Here is a 14,150-nt window from a genome sequence, read left to right on the forward strand (position 1 = left end):
GTCCGGTCTCGGTTCTCCAGGGCATTCAGGGTAAACCCGCCTCACACCGGCACCCCCCACCGGCCCCCGCGCCGCGCCCGACCCGCCCGCGGACCGCCCGCTCCCCCACCCGTGACCCACCCGTCAGCCCGCCCGTACGCCCGTCCACACGGCCGTCCGCACCCGCTCCGGGGACGAGTACGCAACCGCGGACGTTGCACAGGCAGTCGTTGCAGACGAGTCACTGCCGGCGAAGACCAGCGGGGGCCGGGCGCCGCGCCCGGGGCCGCCGTCGACCAGGAGGTACGCAGACCATGACCGACACGACCGCGAACGCCCCGAGCCGCCGTCGCCAACGCTTCCCCGAGATCTCCACCCGGGCCTGGGAGCACCCCGCCGACCGCTCGGCGCTGGTCGCCCTGCGCAAGCTGTCCGGCTTCGACGACATCCTGCGCAAGCTCGCCGGGCTGGTCTCCGAGCGCTCGATCCGGCTGATGTTCCTGGCCACCGCCGTGAAGACCTCCGAGCGCCAGTTCCCCGAGCTGTACGACATGGTCCGCGACGCCGCCTACGTGCTCGACCTGGAGCAGGTCCCGGACCTGTACGTCACCCAGGACCCGACGGTCAACGCGTTCACCATCGGCATCGACACCCCGATCATCGTGATCACCAGCGGCCTGGTCGAGCTGCTGGACGAGGAGGAGCTGCGCTCCGTCATCGGCCACGAGGTCGGCCACGCGATGTCCGGCCACGCCGTCTACCGGACGATGCTGATGATCCTCACCAACATCGCCACCCGGATCGCCTGGGTGCCGCTCGGCAACCTGGCGATCACGGCCGTCATCACCGCGCTCAAGGAGTGGTTCCGCAAGGCCGAGCTGTCCAGCGACCGGGCCGGCCTGCTCGCCGGGCAGGACGTCCAGGCGTCCATGCGGGCCCTGATGAAGCTGGCCGGCGGGCACAACCTGGCCGAGATGAACGTCGACGCCTTCCTGGAGCAGGCCGAGGAGTACGACAAGGCCGGGGACCTGCGCGACGGCGTGCTCAAGCTGCTCCAGCTGCTGCCGCAGACCCACCCGTTCGCGGTGGTCCGGGTCGCCCAGCTGAAGAAGTGGGCGGAGAGCGACGAGTACCGCTCGATCCTGGCCGGCGCCTACCCGCGCCGCACCGACGACCGGGACACCTCGGTCGGCGAGCAGTGGAAGGCCGCCGCCGAGCACTACACGACCTCGGTGAAGGAGAGCAAGGACCCCCTGATGGGTCTGCTGCGGGACGTGGCCGGCGGCGCCGCGACCGTCGGCGGCAAGCTCCGTGACACCTTCACCGGCGGCAACCACAAGGACTCCGGGGACCGCACCGAGAGCTGACCCCCGCCCCACCGCAGCACCGACAGCACCGCCACCGCTCCGGCGCCCACGGCCGGTGACCCGCCCGGGTCACCGGCCGTCCCGCCGCCGGGGCCGCTCAGCTCCCCGCCAGCACCCCGCACACCTGCCAGGCCGGCCGCGCGTGGTTGCCCGGGTCGACCGGCGTCGGCTGCGCCACCGCGGTGCCCTGGGCGGTGGCCAGCACCGGCTGCAGGAAGGCCGCCATCGAGGAGGTGCACGGCGCCGGACCGGCCTGCAGCACCGCGTCCACCAGCCGCAGCTGCGCCTGGCCCAGGTCGACCCGGTCGAACTGGAAGGTCAGCTCGCGCCGCACGGTCTCCAGGGTGACCGGCGCGCCGGCCGGGGCACCGGCGGGCTTCAGCGCGTAGACGAAGGTGTGGTCGGTGGTGATCTGCAGGGTGCTGCCGTCCGCCTCGTCGACCCGCATCGCGCCGACCACCTTCACGGTGTCGGAGGCGAGCGCGACCTGCGCCGGGTCGAAGCGGACGATCCAGCCGGTCACCGCGTGGTGCCGGTCGTCCACCGGCTGGGTGACACCGGCGTCGAACTGGGCCTGCTGACCGGGCGTGACGTAGGCCCGCACGTCCGTGGTGACGCCCTGGACCAGTGCCGCCGGCGTCAGCGAGGAGGCGATCAGGTAGCGCTGCACGGTGTCGAGGGCCTTGGTCACCTCGACCTTGCTGAAGTGCTCGGTGGCCGCCCCGGTCGGGGTGTTCAGCCCCGCCGTCCCGTCGCCGTAACCGGTCGGCAGCGCGGCGAACGGACGCGCCGGGTCGACGACCGGACGGACGGCCGAGGCCGGGCTCAACGCGACCAGGCTGACGGTCAGTTGAGTGCCCTCCGGCCGCGCCGCGATCCCCTTGGGCGAGTTCACCCCGAAGTACACCGCGGCCCCGAAGGCCAGCAGGATGAGCAGCAGCAGGGCGAGCGCCTGGCGCGGCACGCTGCCCAGCGGCCCGAGCCGCACCCGGGCCCGGGTGGCCTTGCCGAAGGAGCCCGCCAGCCGTTCCCGGGCGGACAGCTCCTGGATCCGGGCAGCCCGGACGAACGACTCGTCGAAGACGACGGACCGGAACTCGTCCTCATTGCCGGAACCGCCCTCGGGCGTACCCTCAGGAGGCTCGCGCGGGTCACCCATAGCACCAGGGTAGGCGCACACCGGGCCCGCCACGAGGGCCCCCGCGCAGATTCCCGGGAACGCTCCGTGACCACCGCTCCGGGCGCACGCCCCCCTCAGCCGACGCTACGGCGTCGACGCCACCAGCGACGGCTCGGCCGGCGCGGACCGCGGGTCGGCGCCCGGGCTGCTGCTGCCCGACTCCGGGCGGCGGGGTGCCCCCGAGGAGCCGCCCACGCCCTGGTAGACCGCCGCGACCGCCACGGCCACCAGGCTCACGCCCATGAGCACGGCGAGCACCCAGGCCACCGGCCGGTGCCAGCGCTGCTGGGCGACGTACCGCCCGCGGGCCCGCACCGGGTCGTAGCGCCTGCCCCAGCGCCGGCCCCGGCGGCCGGTCGCCCGGCCCGGGCCCGACCAGGGGTCGGGGTAGAGGTGGTCCTCGTCGAGTCCGCTCGGGTACGGGCGCAGCTCCAGCGGCAGCCCGTCCCCGACCGGAACGTCATAGCTCCAACCCGGCCCCGCGGAGTCCGTCTCGAACCGCGCCTCGGCGGCGGCGAGCTGCCGCTCCTTGGCCGTCGGCTCGTGCACGGCGGCGGACCGGACGAAGGCCTCATCGAAGACCACGGTGGCGAACTCGTCGTCCGCACCACCGTGGTCGGCGCCGTCGGGGTACGGCAAGCCCCCCACATCCTCAGCCACGGATTCAGCGTATTACCGGCCGGGCGATTTGTCTGTGGCTCCCGGCAGTTGGTCCGTCACACGTGTGACGGCCGCCCCGTGCGCCGCGGTCAGCGGCCCTCCGCGCCCCCGCCCACGGTCTGCGTCGCCTCGCCGCGGACATGCCCGTCACCAGTGACGATGTACTTGGTGCTGGTCAGCTCCGGCAGGCCCATCGGGCCGCGGGCGTGCAGCTTCTGGGTGGAGATGCCGATCTCCGCGCCGAAGCCGAACTCACCGCCGTCGGTGAACCGGGTGGAGGCGTTGACGGCCACCGTGGTCGAGTCCACCAGCTGGGTGAAGCGGCGGGCGGCGGCCTGCGAGGTGGTGACGATCGCCTCGGTGTGGCCGGAGGACCAGCGGCGGATGTGCGCGACGGCGGCGTCCAGCGAGGGCACCACGGCCGCGGCCAGGTCGTACGAGAGGTACTCGGCGCCCCAGTCCTCGTCGGTGGCGGGCACCGCGGTGACGCCGGTGCCCTCGGCGGCCTTGAGCACCGCGTCGTCGCCGTGCACGGTCACCCCGGCCCCGGCCAGGGCGGCCAGCGCGAGCGGCAGGAAGGCGTCCGCGACGTCCTGGTGCACCAGCAGCGTCTCGGCCGAGTTGCAGACGCTGACCCGCTGGGCCTTGGAGTTCAGCAGGATGCCGACGGCCATCGCCAGGTCGGTCCGCGCGTCCACGTACACGTGGCAGTTGCCGGTGCCGGTCTCGATCACCGGGACGGTCGAACCCTCGACCACGGTGCGGATCAGCGAGGCCCCGCCGCGCGGGATCAGCACGTCGACCAGGCCGCGGGCGCGCATCAGCTCCTGCACCGACTCCCGGCTCTCCCCCGGGACGAGCTGGATCACGTCGGCCGGCAGCCCGGCCGCGACGACGGCGTCCCGCAGGACGGCGACCAGCGCCGTGTTGGAACGGTAGGCGGAGGCGGAGCCGCGCAGCAGCACCGCGTTGCCGGACTTCAGGCAGAGCGCGGCGGCGTCCGCGGTGACGTTCGGCCGGGCCTCGTAGATGATGCCGACCACGCCCAGCGGCACCCGCACCTGACGCACGTCCAGGCCGTTCGGCAGGGTGTAGCCGCGCACCACCTCGCCGACCGGGTCGGCCAGGCCGGCCACGTCCCGCACGTCGGAGGCGATCGCGGCGATCCGCTCGTCGGTCAGGCTCAGCCGGTCGATCACCGACTCGGCCGTCCCCGCCTCGCGGGCCCGGGCCACGTCCTCGGCGTTGGCCGCGAGGATCTCGGCACTGCGGGCCACCAGCGCGTCCGCGATCGCCAGCAGGGCGGCGTCCTTGGCCCGGCGCGGCAGCGGGGCGAGCGCGGCGGCGGCCTCCCGGGCTCGGCGCGCTACGGCGAGGACGGGGCTGTCGGCGGTGGCGAGGTCGCTGGTCATGCCGCCAAGGTTAGCGACTGCCCCCGCGCCGCCGAACCGTCATTTCGCCCGGTGAGACACCGGACGGACGGCCCCCGCCCAGTGCCCGGCGCGCCCTCAGTACGGGTGCACCCCGCCCAGGTGCGGCGGCGGATCGCCGAAGCCCTCGGCGACCCGCTTGTGGTACGTCGCCCGGTCGACCACCTCCAGGCCGACGATCTCCCACGGCGGCAGGCTCGCGGTCACCTTGTGCTCGCCCCACAGCCGCAGCGCTATCGCCGCCGCGTCGTGCAGGTCCCGGGCCTGCTCCCAGTAGCGGATCTCGGCGTGATCGGCCGCGTAGCGGGCGGTCAGGAAGAACGAGTGGTCGTGCGCCAGCCGCTCCAGCGAGGCCCGTAGCGAGGACAGCGGCGTGGTCTGCCCGGCCACGCTCAGCACCACGTGCCACAGCCGTGCCTGCTCCGGCACGCTGGGCGGATCCGCCGCCTGCGCGCGCTGCGGCCGCAGCCTGCGCACCCCGCCGGGCCCCTGCGGCGTCGGACCGGTCGGCTCCGCGGGGCCGTCCCCGCGTCCGCCGTCGATACTGGTCAGCCGCCGGCCCGCCGTCCCTCCGGTCAGCGCTCCCTCGCGCCTGCGTTCCACCGGCGGCCTCCTGTTCGGCGATCTCGTGTCGTCCCCCCGACCCGGCCGACCCTCGGCCGACCGGTACGGCTGCGCCCCTCCTCGCCCGCGGCCGGACCGCTCCCGGTACGGAGCGGCCCGCCGACCGCGCTGCGCCGTCCGGCCGTGCCGGCCGAACGGCCGGTCAGCCGCGCAGAACGACCAGGTCGTCCCGGTGGACGACCTCGCGCTCGTACCCGGCGCCGAACTCCTGGGCCAGGTCACGGGTGGACCGGCCGAGCAGACGGGGCAACTCCCTCGCATCAAAGTTGACCAGTCCGCGGGCCACGATGTGGCCGTTTTCGCCAAGAAGGTCCACCGGATCACCCGCGGCGAACTCCCCGTCGACCTTGGTCACCCCGGCGGGCAGCAGCGAGGCGCCGCCGGAGACGACCGCCTCGACCGCGCCCGCGTCCAGGTGCAGGGCGCCGCGCGGGCTGCTGGCGTGGGCCAGCCAGAGCATCCGGTCGGAGGTGCGGCTGCCGGTGCGCCGGAAGAGCGTGCCGGTGGGCCGCCCGGCCAGCGCGTCGGCGGCGTGGCTGGCCGCGGTGAGCACCACCGGGATGCCCGCGCCGGTGGCGATCCGGGCCGCCTCGACCTTGGTGACCATGCCGCCGGTGCCGACGCCCGCCTTCCCGGCGCTGCCGATCTGGATGCCGTCGAGGTCGTGCGGGCCGCCGACCTCGGCGATCCGGCTGGTGCCGGGCCGGGACGGGTCGCCGTCGTAGAGGCCGTCCACGTCGGAGAGCAGCACCAGCAGGTCGGCCCGGACCAGGTGGGCGACCAGCGCGGCCAGCCGGTCGTTGTCCCCGAACTTGATTTCGGCGGTGGCGACGGTGTCGTTCTCGTTGACGACCGGCATCGCGCCCATCGCCAGCAGCTGGTCCAGCGTCCGGTAGGCGTTGCGGTAGTGGGCGCGGCGGCTGGCGTCCTCGGCGGTGAGCAGCACCTGGCCGACCCGGATGCCGTACCGGGCGAAGGAGGCGGTGTACCGCGCGACCAGCAGGCCCTGGCCGACGCTGGCGGCGGCCTGCTGCCGGGCCAGGTCCTTGGGCCGCTTGTCCAGGCCGAGCGGGGCGAGCCCGGCGGCGATGGCGCCGGAGGAGACGAGCACGACCTCGGGCGCGTCCGGGCGGCTGCGCACCTTGGCGAGCGCGTCCACCAGGGCGTCCACCCGGTCGGCGTCCAGGCCGCCGGCCGCCGTGGTGAGTGAGGAGGAGCCGACCTTGACCACGATCCGCCGTGCGGTCAGCACCTCCTCCCGCAGTGAGTCCTCGCTCATCTCGCTGTACGCCCTTCCGGTGTGGTGCGGGTGCGGCGGGACCGGGCCCGGCCGTCATGCCCGAAATCTACGCGATCCGCGCAGGTCGTCCCCAGGGTGTTTCACCGGCTGGACCCGCCCTGCGCACGGGCCCGCCACAGCCCGGCCGCCAATCCGGACGGCTGGTATGGTCCCTGACCGAAAGCCAGATCGGGGGACGGCTTCTTGCCCGCTGTACCCACTCGTCTTCGACCTTCCTGCAGAACGGGGCGGCGCCGCACTGGGCAGGCCGGCAACGGTTCGCGACCGCGCGCCCAGGAGAAATGCGCACCATGCGTTCGTACACCACGAAGCTCACCGTCGCCGCGCTCGCGGCGGCCACCGCCCTCTCGCTCGCGGCCTGCGGCCCCGACAACTCGGACCCGGCCGGCACGGGCGGCGCCACCGGAGCGGCCCCGGCACAGACCGGCGCGGCCACCGGCGGCGCGGCGACCGGCGGTTCGACCGCCGCCCCGTCCGGCGCCGCCACGGGAGGTGCCGCCACCGGTGGTGCCGCCTCGGGCGGTGCCGCCACGGGTGGCGCGGCGGCCGGCGGAGCGGCCACCGGCGGCGCCGGTACGGCCGGCGCGTCGGGCGGCGGCGCCGCCGGCGGCAAGCTCCCGCAGGCCGGCACCTCGGTCAAGTTCGGCCAGCCGGCCAGCATCGACTTCAGCGACAAGACGTCCAACGCCACCGCCAAGCTGCAGTGGACCGTCACCGGGATCGCGCCGGGCTCGCTCAAGGACTTCCAGGACGCCAAGGCCAGCACCACCGGCCTGGACGGCCGCGCGCTGTACTACGTCAGCTGGACCATGACGAACCTCAGCGACACCAAGCTGACCTTCAGCGACCCCGCCGCCAAGCTCAAGGTCTACGACGCCTCGGGCAACATCGCCATGGGCGCCGACCCGGTCGGGTCGACCCCGGTCGCCAAGTGCAACACCCCGAGCTGGTCCGGCGCCACCAAGGGCGTCGCGTTCAAGGGCTGCTCCATCGTCAGCTTCCAGGCCGGGATCACCCCGGTGATGGTCGGCTTCGGCGACGCGAGCGACATCACCAAGGTCCAGGCCGCCTGGACGAAGTGACGATCCGCCAGTTCGGCGCGAGCCGAACGAACGGACGGCCCCGCCACCTCGAAAGGTGGCGGGGCCGTTCACGTCAGCAGGCTCAGTTGTCCTCGTCGTCGTCCTCGATGGCGGCCTGCCGGCCGCCGGAGAGCGCCTCGAAGGCGAGGAACTCGGCCTCGGCCGCGTCCCGGCCCTTCTGCTTCTCGCGACGGCGGTCGACCGCCGGACGCGGGGAGTCCATGCGGTGGTCCTCACCGCGGCGGCCGAGCATCTCGGCGCCGGCGGCCATGGTCGGCTCCCAGTCGAAGACGACGGCGTTCTCCTCGGGGCCGATGATGACGGTGTCGCCCTCGTGCGCCCCGATCTTCCACAGCCGGTCCTCGATGCCGAGGCGGGCCAGCCGGTCGGCCAGGTAGCCGACGGCCTCGTCGTTGGTGAAGTCGGTCTGGCGGACCCAGCGCTCCGGCTTGACGCCGCGGATGCGGTAGGCGCCGTCCTCCTCCTCGATGGTGAAGCCCTCGTCGTCGACGGCCGTGGGCCGCAGCACGATCCGGGTCGACTCCTCGACCGGCTTGGCGGCACGCGCCTCGGCGACGATCTTCGCCAGCGCGAAGCTCAGCTCGCGCAGGCCCTTGCGGGAGGCGGCGGAGACCTCGAACACCTCGAAGCCGCGCTCCTCCAGCGAGGCGCGGGTCAGGTCCGCGATGTCCTGGCCGTCCGGGACGTCCACCTTGTTGAGCGCGACCAGGCGCGGACGGTCCTCCAGACCGCCGTACTCGGCGAGCTCGGACTCGATGGTCTCCAGGTCGGTCAGGGGGTCGCGGCCGGGCTCCAGGGTGGCGCAGTCCAGCACGTGCACCAGCACCGAGCAGCGCTCGACGTGCCGCAGGAACTCCAGGCCCAGGCCCCGGCCCTGGCTGGCGCCCGGGATCAGGCCGGGCACGTCGGCGATGGTGTAGACGGTGTCGCCCGCGGTGACCACGCCGAGGTTGGGGATCAGGGTGGTGAACGGGTAGTCCGCGATCTTCGGCTTGGCGGCGGAGAGCACCGAGATCAGCGAGGACTTGCCGGCGCTCGGGTAGCCGACCAGGGCCACGTCGGCGACGGACTTGAGCTCCATCACGATGTCGCGGGCGTCGCCGGGCTCGCCGAGCAGCGCGAAGCCCGGCGCCTTGCGGCGGGACGAGGCGAGCGCGGCGTTGCCGAGGCCGCCGCGGCCGCCCTGGGCGGCGATGAAGCTGGTGCCGTGGCCGACCAGGTCGGCGAGCACGTTGCCCTTGCGGTCCAGCACCACGGTGCCGTCCGGCACGAACAGGACGAGGTCCCCGCCGTCGGCGCCGGTGCGGTGGCCGCCCGCGCCGGGCTTGCCGTTGGTGGCCTTGCGCTTGGGCGAGTGGTGGTACTCGAGCAGGGTGGTGACCTGCGCGTCCACGGTGAGGATCACACTGCCGCCCTCCCCGCCGTTACCGCCGTCCGGGCCGCCGAGCGGCTTGAACTTCTCACGGTGAACGGAGGCGCAGCCGTGGCCTCCGTTACCCGCGGCGACGTGAAGTTCGACGCGGTCCACGAAGGTGGTCATGGGTGTGCCTCCAGTACGGGAAAGGGTTCTGTCTGCGTAAAGCGCGAAGGGTGGACCGGAGAATTCCGGCCCACCCTTCAGTGTGAGTCCTGTCAGACTCGGGAGTCCGCTGGGACTCAGGCCTCGACGGCCACGATGTTGACGACCTTGCGGCCGCGACGGTTGCCGAACTGGACCGCACCGGCGGTCAGCGCGAACAGGGTGTCGTCGCCACCGCGGCCGACACCGGCACCCGGGTGGAAGTGGGTGCCACGCTGGCGGACGAGGATCTCGCCGGCCGAGACGACCTGGCCACCGAAGCGCTTCACGCCGAGGCGCTGGGCGTTCGAGTCACGGCCGTTACGAGTAGAGCTTGCGCCCTTCTTGTGTGCCATTTTTCGCTATCCCCTTACTTGCTGACCGAGTCGATGCTGGTGATGCGCACCGCGGTGTGCTTCTGACGGTGACCCTGACGACGGCGGTAGCCGGTCTTGTTCTTGTAGCGCAGGATGACGATCTTGTCACCCTTGGTCTGGTCGACCACCTCGGCGTGAGCCTTCACGCCGGCCAGGACCCACGGGTCGGAGGTGACGGCGTCACCGTCGACGACCAGGATGGTCGAGAGCTCCACCGAGTCACCCGGCTTGGCCTCGATACGGTCGATCTCCAGCACGTCGCCGACGGCGACCTTGTGCTGGCGGCCGCCTGCGCGAACGATCGCGTACATGCGGTACCTACTTTCCCAACTCGGTCGGAACTCCCGACGCCAGCCACCTGGGTACGGACACAGGAGCCTCTCCCCGTTCACTCCACGCTGGGCGCGGGACTCTCGGGAAGGTGATGTGCTCGGGAGCGCGGCGTAGACACGCCGAAGGTCAAGAATACGGACCGGCGGCCCAGGGGGCAAACCGGCCCGTACGGCCGGGGGCGGGAAGGACTCCCGCCCCCGGCGTGGGCACTACTCGGCCGCCGTATCACCCTCGGCGGCCGCGGCCTTCTTGGCCGCCGCGCTCGTCCGCTTGGTCGCGGTCTTGCGGGCGGTGGTCTTCTTGGCCGCCGTCGTCGTCTTCTTGGCGGCGGTCTTCTTCGCGGTGGTGGTCTTGCGGGCGGCCCGCTTCTTCGGCGCCGGGGCCTCCTCGGCGGGCGCCTCCTCCGCGGCGGGGGCCTCGTCGGCGGGAGCCTCGGCGGCCTCCGCGGCCGGGGTCTCGACGACCACGGCCTCCGCGACGGCCTCGGGGGCCACCTCGGCGACGGTCTCGACCACCACCGGAGCGGCGGTCTCGGCGGCCGGGGCGGCGGCCGCCAGGGCCGCCTCCAGGGCCGCGTCGGCCTTCGCCTGCAGCACCACGATCTCGGCGGCCTGCGGGGCGCCGGCCGGAGCCGTCGCCTTGCGCACCGCGCGGCGGCGCGGACGGCCGGCCGGAGCGGCGGCGGGGGCCTCGGCCACCGGCGCCTCCACGGCCTTCGGCGCCTCGACCACCACGGCCTCGACGACGGCCTCGACGGTCAGCGGCTCGACGCCCGGGACCTCCAGGGCCAGCTGGCCCTCGATCTCCTCGCGCACCGGCTCGGCCGGCTCCAGGAGCGCCTCGGCGACGGCCTCGGCCACCGACCCGGCCTCGACGGCCTGCGGCTCCTCATGGCCCGCGCCGCCCTTGCCCCGGCGACGGCGCTTGCCGCTGCCCGCCTCGACGGCGGCGGCCGCCGGGGCGTGGACGTGGGCGCTCGGCTGCTCCATGTGGACGATCACGCCGCGGCCGTTGCAGTGCACGCAGGCCTCGGAGAAGGACTCCAGCAGGCCCTGGCCGACCCGCTTACGGGTCATCTGGACCAGGCCCAGCGAGGTGACCTCGGCCACCTGGTGCTTGGTCCGGTCCCGGCCCAGGCACTCCAGCAGGCGGCGCAGCACCAGGTCGCGGTTGGACTCCAGGACCATGTCGATGAAGTCGATCACGATGATGCCGCCGAGGTCGCGCAGCCGCAGCTGGCGCACGATCTCCTCGGCCGCCTCGATGTTGTTCCGGGTGACCGTCTCCTCCAGGTTGCCGCCCTGGCCGACGAACTTCCCGGTGTTGACGTCGATGACGACCATCGCCTCGGTGCGGTCGATCACCAGCGAACCGCCGCTGGGCAGCCAGACCTTGCGGTCCAGCGCCTTCATCAGCTGCTCGTCGATCCGGTAGGTGGCGAACACGTCCACCTCGGAGGTCCACCGCTGGAGCCGCTCGGCGAGGTCCGGGGCCACGTTGGAGACGTAGTCGTGGATGGTGCTCCACGCCTCGTCGCCGGAGACGATGACCTTGGTGAAGTCCTCGTTGAAGATGTCGCGGACGACCCGGACGGTCATGTCCGGCTCGCCGTACAGCAGCGCCGGGGCGTTGCCGGTCGCGGCCTTCTTCTGGATGTCCTCCCACTGCTGCTGGAGGCGCTGGACGTCGCGGGTCAGCTCCTCCTCGGAGGCGCCCTCGGCGGCGGTGCGCACGATCACGCCCGCGTCGTCCGGGACGATCTTCTTGAGGATCTGCTTGAGGCGGGCGCGCTCGTTCTCGGGCAGCTTGCGCGAGATGCCGGTCATCGAGCCCTCGGGCACGTAGACCAGGTAGCGGCCGGGCAGCGAGATCTGGCTGGTCAGGCGGGCGCCCTTGTGGCCGATCGGGTCCTTGGAGACCTGCACCAGCACGGACTGGCCGGACTTGAGCACCGACTCGATCCGGCGCGGGCCGCCGTGGCCCAGCGCGCCGAAGTTGACCTCACCGGCGTACAGCACCGCGTTGCGGCCCTTGCCGATGTCGACGAAGGCGGCCTCCATGGACGGCAGCACGTTCTGGACCTTGCCCAGGTAGACGTTGCCGACGTACGAGGTGGCCTGCTCCTTGTTGACGTAGTGCTCGACGAGCACGCCGTCCTCCAGCACGCCGATCTGGGTGCGCTGGCCGTTCTGGCGCACCACCATGACGCGCTCGACCGACTCCCGGCGGGCCAGGAACTCGGCCTCGGTGATGATCGGCACCCGGCGGCGGCCCAGCTCGCGGCCCTCGCGGCGGCGCTGCTTCTTCGCCTCCAGACGGGTCGAGCCCTTGATGGACTGCACCTCGTCCGGGTCGAAGGACGGCTCGGTGGAGCGGCGGCGCGGCTCGCGCACCTTCACCACCGTGCGGACGCCGTCCTCGGTGGTCTCGGCGGCCTCGACGGCGCCGGCCTCACCGCTGCGACGGCGGCGACGGCGACGGCGGCGCGACGAGGACAGGCCGGCGGCCAGGTCGTCGTCCTCGTCCTCGTCCTCCTCGTCGACGACCGCGGCGGCCCGGACCGGCTCCTCGGCGGCGGGCTGCTCGGTCTCGACGGCCTCGAAGTCCTCGGCCTCACCGCGGCGGCGGCGACGGCCACCCCGACGGCGGCGGCGGGACGGACGGCCGTCCTCCCACTCGTCCTCGGCCTCCGGGCCGGCGACGGGGGCCTCCACGACGGGCTCCTCGACGACCGGAACCGCGACGGGGGTGACGGGGGCGACGGGGGCGGCCTTCACCGGGGCCTTGGCGGGCGCCTTCGCGGACGCCTTGGCCGGCGCCTCGGCGGCCGGCTTGCGGCGGCCCGGCTCGACCCGGGCGCGGACCCGGCGACGGCGGCCGACGCCGCTGTACTCGAACTCGTCCTCCTCCGTGCGCTCGGCCGCGGCCGGGGCCGGGGCCGGGGCCTCGACCTGCGCCGGGGCGGCGGCGGGCTGCTGCGGCGCGGCCGGCGTGGTCGGCGCGACGTAGGGGGCGGGCTCCTGGAACACCGGGGCCTGGAAGACCGCGGTGGCCGGGCGGACGGCGCGGCGGCGCACCCGGTGGTGCGGCTCGGCCTCGGCGACCGGGGCGGGGGCGGCGACGGCCGGAGCCTCGGCGACCGGGGCGGGGGCGGCGACGGCCGGAGCCTCGGCGGCGGCCTCGACGGCCTCCTCCTCGGCGGGCTCCTCGGCCACCGGCTCCTCGACCGGGGCCTCGACCACCGGCGCGGCCTCGACCACGCGACGGCGGCGCGGGCGGCGGGCCGGAGCGGCCGGGGCCTCCTCGGCCACCGGCTCGGCGACCGGGGCGGGGGTCTCGGCGGGGGCGGCGGCCTCGGCCACCGGCTCCTCGACCGGGGCCTCGGCCTTCTTGCGGGTCCGACGGGCCCGAACGGGCTTCTCCGCCTTCTCCTCGGCCTTCGGCTCCGTGGCCTTCTTCTCGGCCTTGGCCTCCTCGGCCTCCGGAGCGGTGACCACGATGGCGGTCTCCTCCGGAGCACCGGCCGGAGCCTCGGCACGCTTGCGGGTCCGGCGGGCCCGGACCGGCTTCTCGGCCGCCGGGGCCGCCTCGGCGGGCACCTCGGCCGGAACGGCCGGGACGACCGTCGCCTCGACCGGGACGACCGTCTCGGCCGTCTCGGCGGCCGCACCCTGCGGGGTGCCCGCCGGGCGGGACACCGCCCGGCGACGACGGCGCGGCGGCGCGGCGGACGCGCCCTCGCCACCGGTCGCGGCGGATTCGTTCTGTTCCGTGGCCGCAGACTGCTGCGGATCGGTGTTATCGAGCATGCGGGTGGATCTCCCGTCAGGCCCCCGGGCTCCGCATCCGGGCACGGCACGGCACCAGCGGGCGGCCGGCATCTCGACGATGCTCGGGCCGGACCCTTTGACGGTGCCGCCGCGCGGACGCGAGGCCGCACAGGGGCTCGTAGTCTCGCTCGGCGCCCCACGTTGCGCGGGGTGTCGAAAGTCTTCTGGTCTGACCAGTCTTCTGAGTTTTTCCCAAGCTGAGCCGTCCCCCAACCCCGGGTGGCTCCCGGACGGGGTCCCGGGCCCACCGACCGTCCTGGTCGGCGGGCCCCGGGTAACAGGCCTGTGCTGCGACGACGCTCGCTCCCCTGGGGAGCCGCGGGAACCCTGGAGGACCGTCGGGTCCAGTGAGGCACTGGACCCGGCCTCCGCCCACTAGGCGGACGCGGTAGCGCGCGGCCCGCCGGCC

At 74.1% G+C, this 14,150-nt stretch carries 11 protein-coding genes; 2 read left to right on the forward strand and 9 right to left on the reverse strand.

The window, feature by feature from the left end; genetic code table 11:
* The first annotated feature begins 293 nt into the window (after window positions 1–293).
* Window positions 294–1,346, forward strand: coding sequence for a M48 family metallopeptidase (locus ACFVXG_RS17415; RefSeq protein ID WP_387928375.1), 1,053 nt, complete (start codon window positions 294–296; stop codon window positions 1,344–1,346).
* Between the two features lie 97 nt (window positions 1,347–1,443).
* On the opposite strand, the gene ACFVXG_RS17420 is transcribed toward ACFVXG_RS17415, so the two are convergent.
* The 5 genes from ACFVXG_RS17420 to proB all read right to left on the reverse strand — a co-directional run bounded on the left by ACFVXG_RS17420 (window position 1,444) and on the right by proB (window position 6,519).
* Entirely contained in the window at window positions 1,444–2,505 is a 1,062-nt protein-coding gene (locus tag ACFVXG_RS17420) for a hypothetical protein (protein WP_387928377.1), read from the reverse strand.
* Window positions 2,506–2,610: 105 nt separating this feature from the next.
* A complete protein-coding gene (locus ACFVXG_RS17425; protein ID WP_387928433.1) occupies window positions 2,611–3,174 on the reverse strand; it encodes a hypothetical protein in 564 nt (187 codons plus the stop codon).
* A 101-nt stretch (window positions 3,175–3,275) separates the two neighbouring features.
* Window positions 3,276–4,598, reverse strand: coding sequence for a glutamate-5-semialdehyde dehydrogenase (locus tag ACFVXG_RS17430; RefSeq protein WP_387928379.1), 1,323 nt, complete (start codon window positions 4,596–4,598; stop codon window positions 3,276–3,278).
* Window positions 4,599–4,694: 96 nt separating this feature from the next.
* Entirely contained in the window at window positions 4,695–5,219 is a 525-nt protein-coding gene (locus ACFVXG_RS17435) for a hypothetical protein (protein WP_387928381.1), read from the reverse strand.
* A gap of 163 nt (window positions 5,220–5,382) precedes the next feature.
* Window positions 5,383–6,519 (reverse strand): glutamate 5-kinase, encoded by a 1,137-nt coding sequence (proB, locus tag ACFVXG_RS17440; protein WP_387928382.1) that lies wholly within the window; start codon window positions 6,517–6,519, stop codon window positions 5,383–5,385.
* Window positions 6,520–6,821: 302 nt separating this feature from the next.
* On the opposite strand from proB, the gene ACFVXG_RS17445 reads away from it, so the two are divergent.
* Entirely contained in the window at window positions 6,822–7,622 is an 801-nt protein-coding gene (locus ACFVXG_RS17445; protein WP_387928384.1) for a hypothetical protein, read from the forward strand.
* A gap of 82 nt (window positions 7,623–7,704) precedes the next feature.
* Here ACFVXG_RS17445 and obgE read toward each other — a convergent pair whose 3' ends face one another.
* From obgE to ACFVXG_RS17465, 4 genes are all read right to left on the reverse strand, one after another.
* Window positions 7,705–9,183: a GTPase ObgE gene (gene obgE, locus ACFVXG_RS17450; RefSeq protein WP_387928385.1), complete on the reverse strand. Its 1,479-nt coding sequence runs from the start codon at window positions 9,181–9,183 to the stop codon at window positions 7,705–7,707.
* 116 nt (window positions 9,184–9,299) lie between these two features.
* The gene (gene rpmA / locus ACFVXG_RS17455; protein WP_030058248.1) at window positions 9,300–9,557 is read right to left on the reverse strand and encodes a 50S ribosomal protein L27; all 258 of its coding nucleotides are present in this window, start codon (window positions 9,555–9,557) and stop codon (window positions 9,300–9,302) included.
* 14 nt (window positions 9,558–9,571) lie between these two features.
* Window positions 9,572–9,889: a 50S ribosomal protein L21 gene (rplU, locus tag ACFVXG_RS17460; protein ID WP_030233759.1), complete on the reverse strand. Its 318-nt coding sequence runs from the start codon at window positions 9,887–9,889 to the stop codon at window positions 9,572–9,574.
* 231 nt (window positions 9,890–10,120) lie between these two features.
* Window positions 10,121–13,720, reverse strand: a complete 3,600-nt coding sequence (locus ACFVXG_RS17465; protein WP_387928387.1) for a ribonuclease E/G — start codon at window positions 13,718–13,720, stop codon at window positions 10,121–10,123.
* Window positions 13,721–14,150: the final 430 nt, after the last annotated feature.

Origin of the sequence: Kitasatospora sp. NPDC058162 (genome assembly GCF_042884005.1) — a bacterium.
In the GTDB taxonomy this organism is placed as follows: domain Bacteria; phylum Actinomycetota; class Actinomycetes; order Streptomycetales; family Streptomycetaceae; genus Kitasatospora.

Coding starts and splice junctions, on each gene's coding strand:
- ACFVXG_RS17415 (WP_387928375.1), top strand. CDS start 294: ATGACCGACACGACCGCGAACGCCCCGAGCCGCCGTCGCCAACGCTTC.
- ACFVXG_RS17420 (WP_387928377.1), bottom strand. CDS start 2,505: ATGGGTGACCCGCGCGAGCCTCCTGAGGGTACGCCCGAGGGCGGTTCC.
- ACFVXG_RS17430 (WP_387928379.1), bottom strand. CDS start 4,598: ATGACCAGCGACCTCGCCACCGCCGACAGCCCCGTCCTCGCCGTAGCG.
- proB (WP_387928382.1), bottom strand. CDS start 6,519: ATGAGCGAGGACTCACTGCGGGAGGAGGTGCTGACCGCACGGCGGATC.
- ACFVXG_RS17445 (WP_387928384.1), top strand. CDS start 6,822: ATGCGCACCATGCGTTCGTACACCACGAAGCTCACCGTCGCCGCGCTC.
- obgE (WP_387928385.1), bottom strand. CDS start 9,183: ATGACCACCTTCGTGGACCGCGTCGAACTTCACGTCGCCGCGGGTAAC.
- rpmA (WP_030058248.1), bottom strand. CDS start 9,557: ATGGCACACAAGAAGGGCGCAAGCTCTACTCGTAACGGCCGTGACTCG.
- rplU (WP_030233759.1), bottom strand. CDS start 9,889: ATGTACGCGATCGTTCGCGCAGGCGGCCGCCAGCACAAGGTCGCCGTC.
- ACFVXG_RS17465 (WP_387928387.1), bottom strand. CDS start 13,720: ATGCTCGATAACACCGATCCGCAGCAGTCTGCGGCCACGGAACAGAAC.